Below are 18,901 nucleotides of genomic sequence, written 5' to 3'. Positions count from 1 at the left end.
GCCTACCAAGTTGTCGGTGAGTCAGCGCAGAAGTCTTTTTTCGACTTGTGATTTATCACTTCGGATTTCTCTCCGTAGGTCGAGTTTTCGATTTTTCTTGAAAATTCTTTAGCAGAGAAAAGTACTACATACCCTTCAGGCGTCTACGACTTCGACCTTTTGACCTCCTCCTTAGCATCAGGCCAAACCAGCGGCGTGTTCATCAGTCGTCGCGGTGGCTCAGTGATATGGAGGAGCGGCAGCCATGCATTCAGGCAGTTGTCTTGTTGGCAAGTCGAGCAGAAATACAACCTCTCCCGCAGCGGCGCACTTGCGAGCATTTGCTTGTGCGCTAGCTCTCCTGTCCTGCGCCCACCTTTCCGTTCAGTACCCGAGCGACTCGCTCGAATCAACTCAGCAATGACTGGCGTGAAGGCCAGCAAGGACTATCCATGAACAAGAGCTATCAAATCGTCTGGAGCGCGGCGCGAGGACAATGGGTGGTCGCTTCGGAAGTTGCCAAAGGCATGAAGAAGAAGTCGATTCGACGCGTAATCATCGCTCTGGGTCTGGTTGCAGGAGCAACTTCCGCTGGCGAGGCGTCTGCAGCTGCTACTGGTACCAACGCTGTAGTACTGGGAACCTGCTCCACTGCCAGCGGTAACGGCTCGATTGCGATTAACAATAACGTGACGAGTCAGCCCTGTGCCGTAGCCAGCGGTATTAACGCATTCGCCATGGGCGCTGCCTCTATTGCCGGCGGTGCTGGTACAGGGACGTCGCTGGGCGGCGTAGCGGCAGGGGACTGGGATCAAGTTTCCTTTGGCATTCGCTCACGAGCCACCGCTTCAGGGGCGCTATCGCTTGGTACCGATGCCAAGGCCGAGGGCATCACTTCAGTTGCTGCAGGCTCTAACGCGAGTGCATCGGCCAACTCGACAGTAGCGATGGGCGAATCGGCATCTGCCAGCTCCCTGGGTGCGGTTGCATTGGGAGCGCTTTCTGCGGCTACCGGAGTGAACAGCGTCGCGTTGGGGGCTAAATCGGTTTCCGACCGGGATAACAGCCTTTCTGTGGGTAGTTCCAGTCAACAGCGCCAGATCATCCAGTTGGCCAAGGGCACTCAAGATTCCGACGCGGTAAACGTCGGCCAGCTGAAGGGGGTCACCGAAGCATTGGGCGGTGGAGCTCACGTGAGAGCAGATGGCACCATCAACGCTCCAAGCTTCGTTCTGGGGAATGCAAATCTCATTGGTGGTAACACCGGTGCTGCCGCCGACGTCGGCAGTGGCTTCGACAAGGTCGATGCTGCCCTGGGTGGTTTGAATACCCGAGTCACCACTAATGAAATCAATATTGCCACCATCGATGCTCAAGTTGCGCGCAACTCCTCGGACATCATCAATATCGATGGTCGCGCTATCAGTATTGATGCGCGTACCGTACAGAACACCTCCGATATCAGCTATCTGATATCCAATTTGAATAGCGGCACCATCGGTCTGGTGCAGCAGTCTGCTGCCGGTGAAAACCTCACCGTGGGCAAGGACACCGATGGCGCGGCCGTCGATTTCGCGGGTACTGACGGTGCACGCAAGCTGGTCAATGTAGCGGCCGGTACCCTGGCAGAAGATAGCCAGGATGCGGTGAATGGTTCTCAGCTGTTCGCAACCAATCAACAGGTGGAACAGAACACCACCGATATCGCCAACAACACCACGTCGATTTCCAATCTGGATAACCGCGTGACGGTCAACGAAGGCGATATCAACGTCCTCGACAACCGCGTTACCAACGTCGAAGGCGATATCTCCACTATCACCAACAACATCAATAGCGGCAGCATTGGTCTGGTGCAGCAGCTCGCTGCCGGTGAAAACCTCACCGTGGGCAAGGACACCGATGGCGCAGCCGTCGACTTCGCGGGCACCGACGGTGCACGCAAGCTGGTCAATGTAGCGGCCGGTACCCTGGCAGAAGACAGCCAGGATGCGGTGAATGGCTCGCAGCTGTTCGCGACCAATCAACAGGTGGAACAGAACACCACCAACATCGCCAACAACACCACGTCGATTTCCAACCTGGATAATCGTGTGACGATCAATGAAGGCGATATTTCTTCGATCAACACCACCATCAACAACATGGGTGGCGTACTCGCCGACGCGGTGAGTTACGACTCGGCGGATCACGACAAGGTTTCCTTCGGCAGTGTTGGTACGCCGGTCCGGTTGACCAACGTTGAAGCTGGTGAGCTTTCTGCCGAAAGCAGCGACGCCGTGAATGGTTCGCAGCTGTTCGCAACCAATCAGCAGGTGGAACAGAACACCACCAACATCGCTAACAACACCACGTCAATCTCCAACCTCGACAACCGCGTGACGGTCAACGAAGGCAATATCAGCGTCCTCGACAACCGCGTTACCAGCGTTGAAGGTGATATCTCCAACCTCACCAACAACATCAATAGCGGCAGCATCGGTCTGGTGCAGCAGTCTGCCGTGGGCGAAAACCTCACTGTAGGCAAGGACACTGATGGCGTGGCTGTCGACTTCGCCGGCACCGACGGTGCACGCAAGCTGATCAATGTGGCAAACGGCACTGTCGCCAAGGACAGCCAAGACGCCATCAATGGCGGCCAGCTGTTCGGCGTGAGCGAATCCATCGCCAACGCCATGGGCGGCGGTTCGTTGGTCAACGAAGACGGCTCTATTTCCGCGCCCAGCTACACGGTGACCAACGTCGATGGTTCGACCACCACCATCAACAACGTCGGCGATGCGTTGAGCAACATCGATAGCCGTACGTTCCAGAACACCACCGATATCTCCAACAACACCACGTCGATTTCCAATCTGGACAATCGCGTGACGGTCAACGAAGGCGATATCAGTGTTCTGGACAATCGGGTAACGGTTAACGAAGGCAATATCAGCGTCCTCGACAACCGCGTTACCAGCGTTGAAGGTGATATCTCCAACCTCACCAACAACATCAATAGCGGCAGCATCGGTCTGGTGCAGCAGTCTGCCGTGGGCGAAAATCTGACCGTGGGTAAGGACACCGATGGCGCGGCTGTCGACTTCGCCGGCACCGAAGGTGCACGCAAGCTGGTCAATGTAGCGGCCGGAACCCTGGCAGAAGACAGCCAGGATGCGGTGAACGGTTCGCAGCTGTTCGCGACCAACCAGCAGGTGGAGCAAAACACCACCTCGATTTCCAGCCTCGACAACCGCGTGACGATCAACGAAGGCGATATCAGCAGCCTGGACAATCGCGTCACCGTTAACGAAGGCAATATCAACGTCCTCGACAACCGCGTTACCAGCGTTGAAGGCGATATCTCCAGCCTCACCAACAACATCAATAGCGGCAGCATCGGCCTGGTGCAGCAGTCTGCCGTGGGCGAAAATCTGACCGTGGGTAAGGACACCGATGGCGCGGCTGTCGACTTCGCCGGCACCGAAGGTGCACGCAAGCTGATCAATGTGGCAAACGGCACTGTCGCCAAAGACAGCCAGGACGCCATCAATGGCGGCCAACTGTTCGGCGTGAGCGAATCCATCGCCAACGCCATGGGCGGCGGTTCGTTGGTCAACGAAGATGGCTCTATTTCCGCGCCCAGCTACACGGTGACCAACGTCGATGGTTCGACCACGACCATCAACAACGTCGGCGATGTGTTGAGCAACATCGATAGCCGTACGTTCCAGAACACCACCGATATCTCCAACAACACCACGTCGATTTCCAATCTGGACAATCGCGTGACGGTCAACGAAGGCGATATCAGCGTCCTCGACAACCGCGTTACCAACGTTGAAGGTGATATCTCCAACCTCACCAACAACATCAACAGCGGCAGTATCGGTCTGGTGCAGCAGCTCGCTGCCGGTGAAAACCTCACCGTGGGCAAGGACACCGATGGTGCAGCCGTCGACTTCGCGGGCACCGACGGTGCACGCAAGCTGGTCAATGTAGCGGCCGGAAACCTGGCAGAAGACAGCCAGGAGGCGGTGAACGGTGCGCAGCTGTACGCGACCAACCAGCAGGTGGAGCAGAACACCACCTCGATTTCCAGCCTCGACAACCGCGTGACGATCAACGAAGGCGATATCAGCAGCCTAGACAATCGCGTCACCGTCAACGAAGGCAACATCAGCGTCCTGGACAGCCGTGTAACGGTTAACGAGGGCAATATCAGCGTCCTCGATAGCCGAGTCACCACTGTCGAAGGTGATATCTCCACCATCACCAATAACATCAACACCGGCAGCATCGGTCTGGTGCAGCAGTCTGCCGTGGGCGAAAACCTCACTGTAGGCAAGGACACCGATGGCGCGGCCGTCGACTTCGCGGGCACCGACGGCGCACGCAAGCTGATCAATGTGGCGAACGGCACTGTCGCCAGGGACAGCCAGGACGCCATCAATGGCGGCCAACTGTTCGGCGTGAGTGAATCCATCGCCAACGCCATGGGCGGCGGTTCGTTGGTCAACGAAGATGGCTCGATTTCCGCGCCCAGCTACACCGTGACCAATGCCGATGGTTCGACCACCACCATCAACAACGTCGGCGATGCCTTGAGCAACATCGATAGCCGTACGTTCCAGAACACTACCGATATCTCCAACAACACCACGTCGATTTCCAATCTGGACAATCGCGTGACGGTCAACGAAGGCGATATCAGCGTCCTCGACAACCGCGTTACCAACGTTGAAGGTGATATCTCCAACCTCACCAACAACATCAATAGCGGCAGCATTGGTCTGGTGCAGCAGTCCGCTGCCGGTGAAAACCTCACCGTGGGCAAGGACACCGATGGCGCGGCCGTCGACTTCGCCGGCACCAACGGTGCACGCAAGCTGGTCAATGTAGCGGCCGGTACCCTGGCAGAAGACAGCCAGGATGCGGTGAATGGTTCGCAGCTGTTCGCGACCAATCAGCAGGTCGAGCAGAACACCACTGAAATCGCCAACAACACCACCTCGATTTCCAGCCTCGATAACCGTGTGACGATCAATGAAGGTGATATCAGCAGCCTGGACAATCGCGTCACCGTCAACGAAGGCGACATCAGTGTCCTGGACAATCGTGTAACGGTTAACGAGGGCAATATCAGCGTCCTCGATAGCCGAGTCACCACTGTCGAAGGCGATATTTCCACCATCACCAACAACATCAACACCGGCAGTATCGGTCTGGTGCAGCAGTCCGCGGCAGGTGAGAACCTCACCGTGGGCAAGGACACCGATGGCGCGGCCGTCGATTTCGCGGGCACTGATGGTGCGCGCCAACTGGTCAACGTAGCGGCCGGTACCCTGGCAGAAGACAGCCAGGATGCGGTGAATGGTTCGCAGCTGTTCGCGACCAATCAACAGGTGGAGCAGAACACCACCTCGATTTCCAGCCTCGACAACCGCGTGACGATCAACGAAGGCGATATCAGCAGCCTGGACAATCGCGTCACCGTCAACGAAGGCGACATCAGTGTCCTGGACAATCGTGTAACGGTTAACGAGGGCAATATCAGCGTCCTCGATAGCCGAGTCACCACTGTCGAAGGCGATATCTCAACCATCACCAACAACATCAACAGCGGCAGCATCGGTCTGGTGCAGCAGTCTGCCGTGGGCGAAAACCTCACTGTAGGCAAGGACACCGATGGCGCGGCCGTCGATTTCGCGGGCACCGACGGTGCACGCAAGCTGGTCAATGTGGCGAACGGCACTGTCGCCAGGGACAGCCAGGACGCCATCAATGGCGGCCAACTGTTCGGCGTGAGCGAATCCATCGCCAACGCCATGGGCGGCGGTTCGTTGGTCAACGAAGATGGCTCGATTTCCGCGCCCAGCTACACGGTGACCAACGTCGATGGTTCGACCACCACCATCAGCAACGTCGGCGATGCCTTGAGCAACATCGATAGCCGCGTGGCGGACAACTCCACGTCGATCAATGCCATCAACACCACCATCAACGGCATGTCTGAACTGATGGGCGATGCGGTGATGTACGACTCCCTGGCCCACGACAGGGTCAGCCTGGGAAGCGCCGGCAAGGCCGTTCAGTTGACCAACGTCAAGGCCGGCGAACTGAGCGCCGAAAGCCTGGATGCAGTCAACGGTGCGCAACTGTTCGAGACCAATCAGCAGGTCGCGGTCATCGACAGCCGTGTGACCAACCTGGAAGGCAGCGTGACCAGCATCGTCAACGGCGGAGGCGTCAAGTACTTCCATGCCAACTCCGTCAAGGCCGACTCGGTCGCCAGCGGTGCGGACTCCATTGCGATCGGTGCCAATGCCGTTGCCAGTGGCGTTGCAGCGGTCGCCGTGGGCGAAGGCGCACAGGCTTCGGCCGACGGCAGCGTCGCCCTGGGGCAGGGTGCCAGTGACAATGGTCGTGGTGCGGAAAGCTACGCCGGCAAGTACTCGGGCGCGGACAACGCGTCTGCCGGTACGCTGTCCGTCGGCAACGCCGAGACCAGCCAGACCCGCACCATCAGCAACCTCGCCGATGGCCGCGCGGCGACCGATGCGGTCAACCTGCGCCAGCTCGACGGTGCGGTGGCAGAGACCAAGGCATACACCGACAGCAAGGTCGACGGCATGATCGGCCAGATGGGGGGCAGCGTCACCGAGGTCACCGAGCGAGTCACCAAGGTGGAGAGCGACGTGGCCAATGTGCAGAACGGCACCGATGGCATGTTCCAGGTGAAGAACAGCCAGAACCTGCCCAAGCCCAAGGCGACCGGTGAGAATGCCGTGGCCGGTGGTGCCGGTGCCCAGGCCAGCGGGGCCAACAGCACCGCGATCGGCACGGGAGCCCAGGCCAAGGGCAAGAACTCGGTGGCCGTGGGCGCCAACTCGGTGGCCGAACGCGACAACAGCGTGGCCGTGGGCAATGCCGGCGCCGAGCGCCAGATCACCCACGTGGCCGCCGGAACCCAGCGTACCGATGCGGTCAACCTGGGCCAGGTTTCGGATGCCCTGGACGCCATGGCCAGCGCCACGGACAGCCGTCTGAACAGCCTCAAGCGCGACATCGACCAGCAGGGCGATGAACTCAGCGCGGGGATTGCCGGCGCCATCGCCATCGCCAGCCTGCCCCAGCCGATGATCAACGGCGGCAGCACCACAGCCGTGGGCGTGGGCACCTTCAATGGCCAGTCGGCGGTCTCGGTGGGTGTGTCGCATGTTTCCAACGACGGCAAGTGGACCACCAAGCTTGGCGGCAGCACCGATACCCAAGGCAAGTTCTCCGCGGGTGGCTCGGTGGGCTACAACTGGTGATCCGCAACTGATTGCCAGCCTGCTGGCGATCAGCGCAGCGGCCCTGCAATGAAAACGCCCTGGTGTCCTGCACCAGGGCGTTTTTCATGCGCTCACTCGTCTTTGGGCAGGCGTCTGAGCAGGTAGGTATCCATGATCCAGCCATGGGCGTCGCGGGCCTCGCGGCGCACGCGCTGGATTTCCCCGGCGACGTCGCTCAGGCGTCCTCTTCGCAGGATTTCATCCGCTGTGCCGACGTAGGCGCCCCAGCAGATTTCCAGCTGCGGGTCGTCCAGCTGACGGTAGGTGTCCTCGGCGTCGAGCATCACCACAACGCTTTCGGCATTGTCCGGGAAGCCCTCGGCCAGGCGCCGGCCGGTAGTGATCTGCACCGACTGGCCGATGGCATTCAGCGGCACCCTGTGGCGCGCGGCGAGGGCCTGCACGCTGGTGATGCCGGGGATCACCTGGTAGTCGAACTGCACGCGGCCGCTGCGCAGGATGGCGTCGAGGATGCGCAGGGTACTGTCGTACAGCGACGGGTCGCCCCAGACCAGGAAGGCGCCGCATTCACCGTCCTGCAGCTCCTGGTCGATCAGGCGCTCGAAGACCTGCTGCTTGGCGTCATTGAGGTCGCGCACCTGCCCGGCGTAGTCGCCTTCGCGCACGCGCTCGGGACTGTCGGCTTCGACGATGCGGTAATCGGGGGCGGTGACGTAGCGCTGGAGGATGTCGCGGCGCAGCTGGATCAGCTTGTCCTTGCTGCTGCCCTTGTCCATCAGGAAGAAGACGTCCGCGCGGTTCATCGCGTTGATCGCCTGGACGGTCAGGTATTCGGGATCGCCGGCGCCGATGCCGATGATGAGCAGCTGTTTCATGCGAGGGCCTGCGTGCCGGTGGTTGGGAAGGCCTGCAGATTACCCCGGTTGGACGCTGGGCTCACCTGCCGGATGGCCGCGGCCCGCATAGTGGGCATCACCCGCGCCGATATTACGCTGCGGGCGGATGTCGATCGCGGACGGAGTCCGCTCCTACGCGCGTGGCAACTTCCGTAGGAGCGGACTCTGTCCGCGATGTTTCAACGCCATGCCGATGATTCCACGGCGGATAACGCTTGGGGCGTTATGCGCCCTACGTGCTGCCGGATGGCCGCGGCTCGCAAAAGCGGACATGACCCGCGCCGAAATTCCGCTGCGGGCGGATGCCCATCGCGGACGGAGTCCGCTCCTACGGGCGCGACCACTTCCGTAGGAGCGGACTTTGTCCGCGATGTTTCAACGCCATACCGATGATTCCACGGCGGATAACACTTGGGGCGTTATGCGCCCTACGTGCTGCCGGAGGGCCGCGGCTCGCAAAAGCGGACATGACCCGCGCCGATAGTGCGCTGCGGGCGGATACCGATCGCGGACGGAGTCCGCTCCTACGGGCGCGACCACTTCCGTAGGAGCGGACTCTGTCCGCGATGTTTCAACGCCATGTCGATGATTCCACGGCGGATAACGCTTGGAGCGTTATCCGCCCTACGGGACCTCATCGAACGGCGCTCAACCCAGCAGCGCGACATCCCTGCGCAGCTCGCGGGCCGCCGCGACCATGTTGACCAGCGCCGCTTCGGTCTCCGGCCAGGCGCGGGTCTTCAGGCCGCAGTCGGGGTTGACCCACAGGCGCTCGGCGGGAATGCGTTGGGCGGCCTTGCGCAGCAGCTTGACCATCTCGTCCTTGCCCGGCACCCGCGGCGAGTGGATGTCGTAGACGCCCGGGCCGATCTCGTTGGGGTACTCGAACTTCTCGAAGGCTTCCAGCAGCTCCATGTCCGAGCGCGAGGTCTCGATGGTGATGACGTCGGCATCCATGGCGGCGATGGACTCGATCACGTCGTTGAACTCGCTGTAGCACATGTGGGTGTGGATCTGCGTTTCGTCACGCACGCCGCTGGCGCACAGGCGGAAGGCCTCGGTGGCCCAGTCCAGGTAGCGACCCCAGTCGTTGCGGCGCAGCGGCAGGCCTTCGCGGAAGGCGGCTTCGTCGATCTGCACGATGCGGATGCCGGCGGCTTCCAGGTCCACCACTTCGTCGCGGATCGCCAAGGCCAGCTGGCGCGCCTGCACCTCGCGGGGCAAGTCCTCGCGCGGGAAGGACCACATCAGCATGGTCACCGGGCCGGTCAGCATGCCCTTCATCACCTTGCCGGTGAGGCTCTGGGCGTACTTGATCCACTCGACCGTCATGGCTTTCGGGCGGCTCAGGTCGCCGAAGATCACCGCCGGCTTCACGCAGCGCGAACCGTAGCTCTGCACCCAGCCGAAGCGGGTGAACAGGTAACCGTCGAGTTGCTCGGCGAAGTACTCGACCATGTCGTTGCGCTCGGCTTCGCCGTGCACCAGCACGTCCAATCCGAGGTTTTCCTGGATCTGCACGGCGTGGCGAATCTCGCTGTGCATCGCCTCGGTGTAGTCGGCGGCGCTCAGCTTGCCCTGCTTGAAGGCCTGGCGCGCCAGGCGGATGGCCGAGGTCTGCGGAAAGGAGCCGATGGTGGTGGTGGGGAAGTCCGGCAGGTTGAGGCCGGCGCGCTGCTGGCCGATGCGTTCGGCGAAGGGCGACTGGCGCTGGCTGTCGGTAGCCTTCACGGCGGCGAGGCGGGCTTGCACCGCGGGCTTGTGGATGCGCGGAGAGGCGGCGCGGCTGGCCTGTACGGCGCGGCTCTGCTCCAGCGCCGCGATCACCTGCGGCGCCTCGGGCTCATTGACGGCGCGGGCGAGCAGGGCGACTTCGGCGCATTTCTGCACGGCGAAGGCCAGCCAGCTTTTCAGCTCGGCATCCAGCTTGTCTTCGCGCTCCAGGTCCACCGGGCTGTGTAGCAGCGAGCAGGACGGCGCGACCCACAGGCGCTCACCGACACGCTCATGGGCATAGCGCAGCACGTCCAGCGCCTTCTCCAGGTCGCAGCGCCAGACGTTGCGGCCGTTGACCACGCCCAGGGAGAGGATCTTGTAGGCCGGCAGGCGGTCGAGGATGCTCGGGAACTGCTCCGGCGCGCGCACCAGGTCCAGGTGCAGGCCGTCCACCGGCAGGCCGGCGGCCAGCCCCAGGTTGTCGTCCAGGCCGCCGAAATAGGTGGCCACCAGCTTCTTCAGCGGTTCGCTTTGCAGCAGGTTGTAGGTGCGCTCGAAGGCGTTCTTCCAGTCCTGCGGCAGGTCCAGGGCGAGGATCGGCTCATCGATCTGCACCCACTCCGCGCCCTGCGCGGCGAGGCGCCGGAAAATCTGGCCGTAGAGCGGCAGCAGGCGCTCCACCAGGTCGAGCTTGTCGAACTCCTGGCCCTTGGTCTTGCCCAGCCAGAGGTAGGTCAGCGGGCCGATCACCACCGGCTTCACCGCGTGGCCCAGGGCCTTGGCCTCATCGACCTCTTCGAACAGCTGTTCCCAGCTCAGCTCGAACTGCTGGTCCGCGGTGAATTCGGGGACGAGGTAGTGGTAGTTGGTGTCGAACCACTTGGTCATCTCTTGTGCGTGAGCGCCACAGCAGCCAGCACTGACACCCCGCGCCATGGCGAACAGGGTCTGCAGGGTCGGCTTCGCTTCGCCATGGGCGCGGAAGCGCTCGGGGATCACGCCGAAGGTCAGCGAGTGGGTCAGCACCTGGTCATACCAGGCGAAGTCGCCCACCGGCAGCAGCTCGATGCCGGCATCCTTCTGCGCCTGCCAATGGGCGGCGCGCAGTTCGCGGCCCACGGCACGCAGGCCGGCTTCGTCCAGTTCGCCCTTCCAGAAGGCTTCCTGGGCCTTCTTCAGCTCGCGGTCGCGACCGATGCGGGGGAAGCCGAGGTTGTGTGCCAGTGCCATGGGAATCTCTCCATTGAATCAACGATGGCGAGATTTTCGGGGTGAGCGCTTCATGAGACAAACTCAATGTTCTCGTGATGAAAACAAGTTTTCCTCATGATGAGGTGGGCGAATCAAGAAATGTCTCGAGCCAGATCAAGGTGAGTCTTGCGCTGAGGCAGCGGATGACTGGCAGTCGAAAGAACGGATTTCCTGCAAAATTTTCTCTACGGCGAGTAGGAAATGATCCTCTCCTGGTAAGGAAATCCGACCATACTTCCACTCGCCAGGCCCAGCCGGATGCGCCGGCTCCTCCCACTTCTTCAAGGCCCGGATTCATGAGCAAACGTGCGCTGATCGTCGATGACCACCCCCTGATCTGCCAGGCGATCCGCCAGGCGCTGGAATCCCTCGGCCATGAAGTGGCGGGTGAGTGCGCCGATGGCGTCGAGGCGTTGCGCCTGATCGAGTCGCTGCGACCGGAGATCGTCGTCCTCGACATCGGCCTGGAGAAGATGGACGGTCTCTCGGTGCTCAAGCGCATCACCCGCGAGCGGCTCGATACCCGCGTGCTGGTGTACACCGCGCAGCTCAAGGACTCCTACGCCATGCGTTGCCTGCAGGCGGGCGCTGCCGGCTTTGTCAGCAAGAGCGAGCCGGCCGGGCAACTGCTGAAGGCCATCGAGACGATCGTCGACGGCTATGTGTTCTTCCCCCGGGATGCCATTCCTTTCCACAGCAACACCGCAGCCTCGGCGGAGGGCGATCTCAGCGAGCTGACCGATCGCGAGCTGGAAATCCTCAAGCTGCTGGCCGAGGGGCAGTCCAACCGCGAGATCGCCGACAAGCTGCACCTGAGTTCGAAAACGGTGAGCGGCCACAAGATCAACATCCAGACCAAGCTGGCTGTGTCTTCGGTCGTCGACCTCGCCAATATCGCCCGCCAGAACAAGCTGATCTGATGGTCGCGCCGCTGACGCGCCTGGTCCTGCTTCTGCTGATGCTGCTGACCTCGGCGTCGGCCTGGGCGGAGGACTTGCAGCCACGGGCACGGCAACCGCTGAACGAACTGAAGGTGCAACTCACTGCAGCCGAGCGCGACTGGCTGCGGCAGCGGGGCGAGCTGTGGGTCGGCGTCCGCCGGGACGTGTTTCCGCCTTACCGGATCTTCACCGAGGAGCACGGCTTCGAAGGCATCGCGGCGGATTACCTGGTGGCCCTGCAGCGCGAACTGGGCGTGCCGATCCGCGTGCGCACCTTCGATTCGGCGCAGTCGGCCTACGCGGCTTTGCATGCCGGGCAGATCGACCTGCTTGCCAGTGCCACCGTTGTTGAGGCGCAAGAGCAGGGCCTGGATCTGACGCCGCCCTTTGCGCGCACGGAGCTGTCGCTGTTTTCGGAAGGTGGGGATTTGCGCGAGTACAGCACGCGCGATCCGCAGACCCGCATCGCGGTAGCCCATGACAGCGCCCGCGATCTCTATCTGCGCCGCGGCGGCCTGGGCATCCTGAAAGACTTCGACTCGCCCCTGGCGGCCATGGCGGCGGTGCTGACCGGCGAAGCCGATGTCTACCTCGGCGATACCTTTTCCACCCATTACCTGTCCAGCCAGCTGTTCAGCAACCAGCTGGTGGTGAACCAGAGTGCGCAGTTGCCGGAGATCGACCTGGGTTTCGCCACGGCGCCGGGGCAGACAGTACTCGCCGGCATCCTCCAGCGCGCGCTGGGTGGGCTCAACCGCTGCCAGGTACTCTCGGCGCAGGACGTCTGGGGCGATACCCGGAACTGCGACCCGAACGCTTTCCGCGGCAGCCTGAGCGAAGCGCAACGCGCCTGGCTGGCGCAGGCGCCGCGGGTGAAGCTGGCAGTCAGCGAAGACCTGGCGCCTTACGCTTTCTTCAACAGCCGGGGGCGCTTCAATGGCATCGCCTCGGACCTGCTCGACCTGATCCGCCGCAAGACCGGCCTGCGCTTCGAGATCACCCGCGTCAGCTCGCTGAGCGAAGCCGCTGCGCAACTGGCGAAGGGCGAGGCGACGCTCAGTGTCCTCCCGGACAGCGACCTGAGCGCATCGCCATTGCTGCATTCGCGGGCACTGTCCACTGCGCCGTACCTTTACGTGATCCGCCAGGCCGACGACCTGCAGCGCCTGCAACAGGGCGAATTCAGGGTGGCGGTGCCCCGTGGCTACCTCTCGCGCGAGCGCCTGGCCGGCCGTTATCCCAAGGCGCGCATCCTCGAGATCGATACCGTCGGCGAGGCCTTGAAGCAGGTCCGTGACGGCGAGGCGGACATGGTGCTGGCGCCGGCCAATGTCGCCCGCTACTACCTGTCCTACAAGTACGAGAACAGCCTGAAGATCGGCGGCATGCTCGAAGGCGTGGGCGCGCGCATCGTCTTCGCAGCACCGCGGGACCAGGCCATGCTGATCGCCATCCTCGACCAGGCAATGACCGAAATCCAGCCCCGGCAGTACCTGCAGATCACCGGGCGCTGGCGCGCCAACTCGGCCACCGACGACAAGTACTGGGAAGGCGTGGCGGGCTATATCTGGCGCTCCTTCGAGGTGCTCGGCGTGCTGCTGCTGGTGGCTGGCCTGCTGATCTTCATGCAGCGTCGGCGCATCCAGCGCAAGCGCCAGGACCTCGCCCAGCGCCAGTTGCTGCTCGACGAGCTGCAGGTCGCCAAGGAGTCGGCGGAGAAGGCCAGCCGCGCCAAATCGGTATTCCTCGCTACCATGAGCCACGAAATCCGCACGCCGCTCAACGCCATCATCGGCATGCTCGAACTGGTGCTGACGCGTCGCGACGATCCCGAACTGAACGCCCAGTCGGTGCACATCGCCTACGAATCCGCGATCAGCCTGCTGGCCTTGATTGGCGACATCCTCGACATCTCGCGCATCGAGTCGAGCAAGCTGAGCCTGGTGCCGGAACCGGCGCGCATGCAGGACCTGCTCGAATCGGTGGGCAACGTGTTCTCCGGCCTGGCACGACAGAAGCAGCTCAAGCTGCGACTCGACATCGATGCCCTGGCCGGCGAACAGGTCTGGGTCGATGGGGTCAAGGTCAAGCAGATCGTTTCCAACCTGGTGAGCAACGCGATCAAGTTCACCGAGCGCGGCGAAGTGCAGCTGCAGTGTGCGGTAGAGCCCCACGGCGACTCGGCGCTGCGTTTCGTAGTCAGCGTCAGCGACAGCGGCGCGGGGATTCCTGCGGCCCAGCTGGACCAGGTGTTCAAACCCTTCTTCGTGGTCGACGGCGCGGTCAACGACCCCAATGCCGGCGCCGGCCTGGGGCTGGCCATCAGCCAGGCGCTCTGTCTGCTGATGGGCGGTGAGCTGAAGGCGTACAGCGAAGTGGGTCAGGGGACTCGGATGACCTTCAGCGTCGAACTGGAGCGTGTAATCGCCGAACAGGTTCGGCCGCGCGCAGCTGCTTCCGACCAGACTGCGCCGGAGGTGAGAGGGCCGATGACTGTGCTCATCGTCGAGGACCACCTGCCCAGCCAGTACCTGCTCTACCAGCAGATCAGCTACCTCGGTCACCGTGTGCTGAGTGCCAGCAACGGCCTGGAGGCGTTGGCGATCTGGCAGGAACAGGAGATCGACACCGTCATCACCGACTGCAACATGCCGGAGATGGACGGCCATGAACTGACCCGCAGCATCCGCCGCCTGGAACAGACGCAGGGGCTGCGACCGTGCCTGATCATCGGCCTCACCGCCGATGCCCAGCGCGAGGAGCTGGAGCGTTGCCGCGACTCCGGCATGGACCACGCCCTGGCCAAGCCGATCAACCTCGCGGCGCTCAATCGCCTGATTCCGCTGTACGGCGAGGAGCAGGCGCGGGCAGCGGCGAACGCTTCACCCACCAGCGACATCCGCTCGGCCATGGCCGCGCAGGTGGTGCGCAGCAACGACACCGAGCAGGCAGCTCTGCGTCGTGCACTGGCAGAGGCGGATGTGGTCGAAGTACGGCGCATCGCCCACAAGCTCAAGGGCACCGCTTACCTGCTCAATCACCAGGGTTTGCTGGAGCGCTGCGTGGAGGTGGAAGACCTTTGTGCTGAAGGCGACCGTGAAGCGATAGCGGCAGCGGTGCAGGAACTGGATGACCTGTTGGTGACCATCAGTCAGTCGCTGCGGGGCGCCTGAAGCCCTTGTCGGCCTGAACGAAAAAGGCCGGGGATTTGCCCCGGCCTGGAATCAGTCGTAATCGATGATGTAGTTCAGCGTGGCGTTCGCCACTCCAGCTTCGGGTTTCTCCGAGCCCTTGCGCGCATAGCCGGCGCTGATCGGCAGGCGGTAGACCTCTCCGCCAGGTTCGCTGTGCTGCCATTGCATCGACAGCGCGCCGCCTTTGGAAAAGGGCAGCAGCGTACCGCTGTCGTTCTCCAGGGAAATCTCCACCCCTTTCGCGCCACCGGGCACGAGGTTCAGGCGGCCCGGCCCATTGGAATCGCCTTCGAAATAGACCTTCACCGGAATCTGCGTGCCCGCTGGCAGGCCGGAGCAGATCACGTCCAGGTTGAACGGCTTGCGTACCTTGCCGATTTCGCCCTGGGCCACGCGGCCCAGGGGAACCGTGAGCATCTCGACCCCGGCACAGCCGGAAAAGTAATTCTCGTTCTCCAGCACGGTGCTGCCACTGACGCTGATCTGTGCGGCTTCCCAGCCGTTGATGTCCTGCTCGATGCGGAAGTTCATGACGGCTGTGCCCTGGGCGACGTCCCGGGCCGTGCGGATGTATTCGAGTTGCACTGATTTGATCGTGTTGATGTAAGTGCGATCCGCGTTCGCATGGCCCAGGGCCATCGGCACGGTGTAGGTCGTGTTGCCCACCGTGCCCCGAACGCGGACGCCGATACCGGCGACACCGGTCTTGTAGACGTCCGTGTAGCCTTCAACCAGTTCGGCGCCGACGACGTAGTATTCGCCGGAGTAGCGGGGTGTGGCTGGGTAGGGGCACTTGATCTGCCAGATCTCGTTGTGGATGGTGGCCGGGGAGGACGTGGCCAGCGTCCCGCCGACGGAGACCTTCTTCAGCTCCATTTTTGCTGGAGCGACCATGGAGAAGAAGCGCTTGTTCGAACCGGAGCTGCCAGTGTTCCAGTAGCAATTGTCCGGGTTCGCCGCCTGGGCGGTGTTCAGGGCCAGGGCGGCGCAGGTGGTGGCCAGGGCCAGTACCGTCAGTTTCATCTCAGGACTCCATTGCCGGCTGGGCGACGCAAGTCGCCTGTGCCGGTCGTCCAGCAGGAACGTGGCCTGCTCGGGGAAAGGGTGGGCGCGTTCGCGCCCGATCAGGATTTCGGCGCCGGCTGGGGCTGCACGCCACAGATCGCCTTGACTTCGTCGTACACCAGGGTCGCGTCGGGCTCGGGCAACTTGTAGGGCACCGAGCAGCCACCGGCCGCCCAGCGCACTTTCAGCCAGCCTTGCTGGGGGATGCCGAACACCAGGGCGCGGGACTGGTTGTCCACCACCGCCAGCAGGTTGTCCTTCTCATCCAGCAGTTGCGCACCGAAGGGCAGGGTGGCGCCGTCGGCCAGGCGCAGGACGAACTGCACGCGGCGGCCGGAAGCCGCGGCGAAGCGCGCCTTGACCACTGCACCGCGGCGCGGCACTACCTGCTGCGAGGTGTCGCTGACTTCCACGTCGCTGCCCAGGGTCTGGGTATCGAGGTTCATCCAGTTGTAGCGGTAGGGCTGTACGTAGCCCTCGATGGTGTAGCCGGCGCTGTCAGTGCGGGCGGTGGCGTTTTCCAGGCCGACGTTCTTCACGCCCGGCACCTCGACCAGTGCGAAGGTCTCGCCCACGGGTTGGCCGAAGGTCACCCCGTCGCTGTGCGCCACCACTACCCCGGCGGCAGTCAGGTCGATGTGCCGCGAGTCGCCGGACTTCGAATAGTTGCCGGCGAGTTTGCTCGACGGCGCGTCCCAGCTCAGGCCGACGCTGCCCGACTGCTCGTGGCCGTAGCGCCCGGCCTGGGCGCTGTAGGCCAGGGCGCCGGCATCGTCCAGGTAGCCGGAAACGCCGGCCTGCAGATCGGTATCGCCACGGTTGGACTTGGTCGCGCTGCTGTACAGGCGATGGGAGCGCGCACGGGAGCCGAACGGCACGCTGAAGGACACTGCCAACTGGTTGTCCGAGCCGCCGGAGCGCCCCGCGTCCTGGGTATGCGAGGCCGAAACACTGTAGCTGACGTCGCGGTAGGTGCCGCTGTAGCCCATCTGCAGACGGCGCATGCTGCCGCCGCGGTTCCAGTAGTCGGTCTCGCCGGCGCTGAGGAACACCGAGCCATTGCCCAGCGTCTGGTTGACGTTGAGGTCCAGGCGGTTCTTCGGCCGGCCGCCGGCGTAGCCGTCGCGGTCCTGGTAGTCCAGCTCGTCGATGTGCTCGGCGAGGGTGCGGTAGCCGGAGGTCGAGTAGCGATAGCCGGCCATGGTGAAGGTGGTGTCGGTGGCGTTGAGCGTCTTCGAATAGAGGAAGCGCACGCTCTGCCCGCTGTTGGAGCGGCCGTGGCCGGCATTCGAACGGCTGTTGGTGACGTCCACCGACATGCCGCCCAGCGCCGAGTTGACGCCCACGCCCAGGTTGAGCGCGTTGTAGCGCTCGGCACTGAGCACGCCGCCGTAAGTCGTCAGGTTGTCGGTTGTGCCATAGACCGCAGTGGCCTGCAGCAGGTTGGGCGAGGGCGCGCCATCGCTGTCGTACTGGCCGGCCGACAGGCTGTACTGGAAGTTGCCGCGGCGGGTCATCACCGGCAGGTAGGAATAGGCCTGGGTGTACTTACGCTCGCGCCCGTCGGACTCGATGATGGTGATTTCCATGTCGCCATTCGAGCCGCTGGGGTAGATGTCGTGGATCTCGAAGGCGCCCGGCGACACCGTGGTCGAATAGATCACGTAGCCGTTCTGGCGGACTTCCACCGTCGCGTGGGTCTCGGCGATGCCGCGCACCACCGGCGCGTAACCGACTTCGTTGTCGGGCAGCATGCCCAGGTCGGAGCTCAGCTGCACGCCCTTGAAGCGGCTGCTGTCGAAGATGTCGCCGTTGCTGAACAGCTGGCCCAGGGCGAAGCGGCCCTTGAGCGAGCTGACATCGCGCTCAAGGTAGGTGCGGTTGCTGGAGAAGGAGCGCGTCATGCCGGTGCCCTGGCTGATCGACGAGTCGTTGCGCAGGCGCCACAGGCCGAAGTTCAGGCCGTTGCGCAGGCCCAGGTAGCCGTAGTCGCTGGAATAGCCATCGCCGCTGTTGCGGTTGAAGTTCGCCTGGTAGTTGGTGAACGCCGCGGTGATGCCTTCGTCCCACAGCGAAGGGTCGACGTAACCGCGCGAACGGCGCTGGATATAGGCCTGCGGCACATCGACGAACAACGCGAGCTTGTTGGCGTCGTATTGCACCGCCGCGCCCTCGATGCGCAGCAGGTACACCGGCTCGTCGTCGGCGCTGTCGGGCGCAACGATGCCTTCGTGCACCAGGCGCTCGATGTTCACGCCCATCTCGCGCAGCAGGCCCAGCGGCAGCAACGGTTGCGCGTCGGCGTGCTCGGCCTCGCTATCGGTACGGAAGCTGATCTCCTGGCGCCGGTCCAGGCGCTGGTTCAGGTACAGGTCGACGCTGTAGGTGCCGGGCACCACGCCGTTGTTCTGCTCGAAATAGCGCAGGTCCACCGCCGAGCCCTTGTCCTGCAGGAACATCGGGTTGAATTGCGCCGCGGCCAGGTCGCTGGAGCCGAGCAGGCTGGCGGCGGCCAGGCAGGACAAGCGGGCAGGGGAATTCAACTTGGAAGTTTTCATCGGTCGGCAGTGGAGTAAACGCAA

General features: G+C 63.0%; 7 protein-coding genes. 3 read left to right on the top strand and 4 right to left on the bottom strand.

What is annotated here, in order from left to right; all coding sequences use genetic code 11:
* The first annotated feature begins 431 nt into the window (after positions 1 to 431).
* Positions 432 to 7,274 carry a YadA-like family protein gene (locus HNP46_RS14500; RefSeq protein WP_184590044.1) on the top strand — a complete coding sequence of 2,281 codons (6,843 nt, stop codon included), beginning with the start codon at positions 432 to 434 and terminating at the stop codon, positions 7,272 to 7,274.
* Between the two features lie 92 nt (positions 7,275 to 7,366).
* Here the strand turns inward: HNP46_RS14500 and cobF are convergent, their stop codons facing one another.
* Together cobF and metE are read right to left on the bottom strand one after the other, a co-directional pair.
* The gene (gene cobF / locus HNP46_RS14495) at positions 7,367 to 8,131 is read right to left on the bottom strand and encodes a precorrin-6A synthase (deacetylating) (RefSeq protein WP_184590042.1); all 765 of its coding nucleotides are present in this window, start codon (positions 8,129 to 8,131) and stop codon (positions 7,367 to 7,369) included.
* A gap of 669 nt (positions 8,132 to 8,800) precedes the next feature.
* Positions 8,801 to 11,098, bottom strand: coding sequence for a 5-methyltetrahydropteroyltriglutamate--homocysteine S-methyltransferase (gene metE / locus HNP46_RS14490; RefSeq protein WP_184590040.1), 2,298 nt, complete (start codon positions 11,096 to 11,098; stop codon positions 8,801 to 8,803).
* A 317-nt stretch (positions 11,099 to 11,415) separates the two neighbouring features.
* Between metE and HNP46_RS14485 the strand changes: the two genes are divergently transcribed.
* Complete coding sequence (locus tag HNP46_RS14485; protein WP_184590038.1) at positions 11,416 to 12,039, top strand: response regulator; 624 nt, start codon at positions 11,416 to 11,418, stop codon at positions 12,037 to 12,039.
* The gene (locus HNP46_RS14480) at positions 12,039 to 15,233 is read left to right on the top strand and encodes an ATP-binding protein (protein ID WP_184590036.1); all 3,195 of its coding nucleotides are present in this window, start codon (positions 12,039 to 12,041) and stop codon (positions 15,231 to 15,233) included. The genes HNP46_RS14485 and HNP46_RS14480 overlap by 1 nt, the downstream gene beginning before the upstream one ends.
* A gap of 51 nt (positions 15,234 to 15,284) precedes the next feature.
* Here HNP46_RS14480 and HNP46_RS14475 read toward each other — a convergent pair whose 3' ends face one another.
* Entirely contained in the window at positions 15,285 to 16,277 is a 993-nt protein-coding gene (locus HNP46_RS14475; RefSeq protein ID WP_184590034.1) for a fimbrial protein, read from the bottom strand.
* 101 nt (positions 16,278 to 16,378) lie between these two features.
* Complete coding sequence (locus HNP46_RS14470; protein WP_184590032.1) at positions 16,379 to 18,877, bottom strand: fimbria/pilus outer membrane usher protein; 2,499 nt, start codon at positions 18,875 to 18,877, stop codon at positions 16,379 to 16,381.
* Positions 18,878 to 18,901: the final 24 nt, after the last annotated feature.

The sequence above is a fragment of the Pseudomonas nitroreducens genome (assembly GCF_014204515.1).
GTDB lineage: Bacteria > Pseudomonadota > Gammaproteobacteria > Pseudomonadales > Pseudomonadaceae > Pseudomonas > Pseudomonas nitritireducens_A.
This window is presented reverse-complemented; position numbering and strand designations above follow the sequence as displayed.

What these genes read in the sequence shown, in the direction of transcription:
- cobF (WP_184590042.1), bottom strand. Translation starts at nt 8,131, where the DNA reads ATGAAACAGCTGCTCATCATCGGCATCGGCGCCGGCGATCCCGAATAC.
- metE (WP_184590040.1), bottom strand. Translation starts at nt 11,098, where the DNA reads ATGGCACTGGCACACAACCTCGGCTTCCCCCGCATCGGTCGCGACCGC.
- HNP46_RS14470 (WP_184590032.1), bottom strand. Translation starts at nt 18,877, where the DNA reads ATGAAAACTTCCAAGTTGAATTCCCCTGCCCGCTTGTCCTGCCTGGCC.
- HNP46_RS14480 (WP_184590036.1), top strand. Translation starts at nt 12,039, where the DNA reads ATGGTCGCGCCGCTGACGCGCCTGGTCCTGCTTCTGCTGATGCTGCTG.
- HNP46_RS14500 (WP_184590044.1), top strand. Translation starts at nt 432, where the DNA reads ATGAACAAGAGCTATCAAATCGTCTGGAGCGCGGCGCGAGGACAATGG.
- HNP46_RS14485 (WP_184590038.1), top strand. Translation starts at nt 11,416, where the DNA reads ATGAGCAAACGTGCGCTGATCGTCGATGACCACCCCCTGATCTGCCAG.
- HNP46_RS14475 (WP_184590034.1), bottom strand. Translation starts at nt 16,277, where the DNA reads ATGAAACTGACGGTACTGGCCCTGGCCACCACCTGCGCCGCCCTGGCC.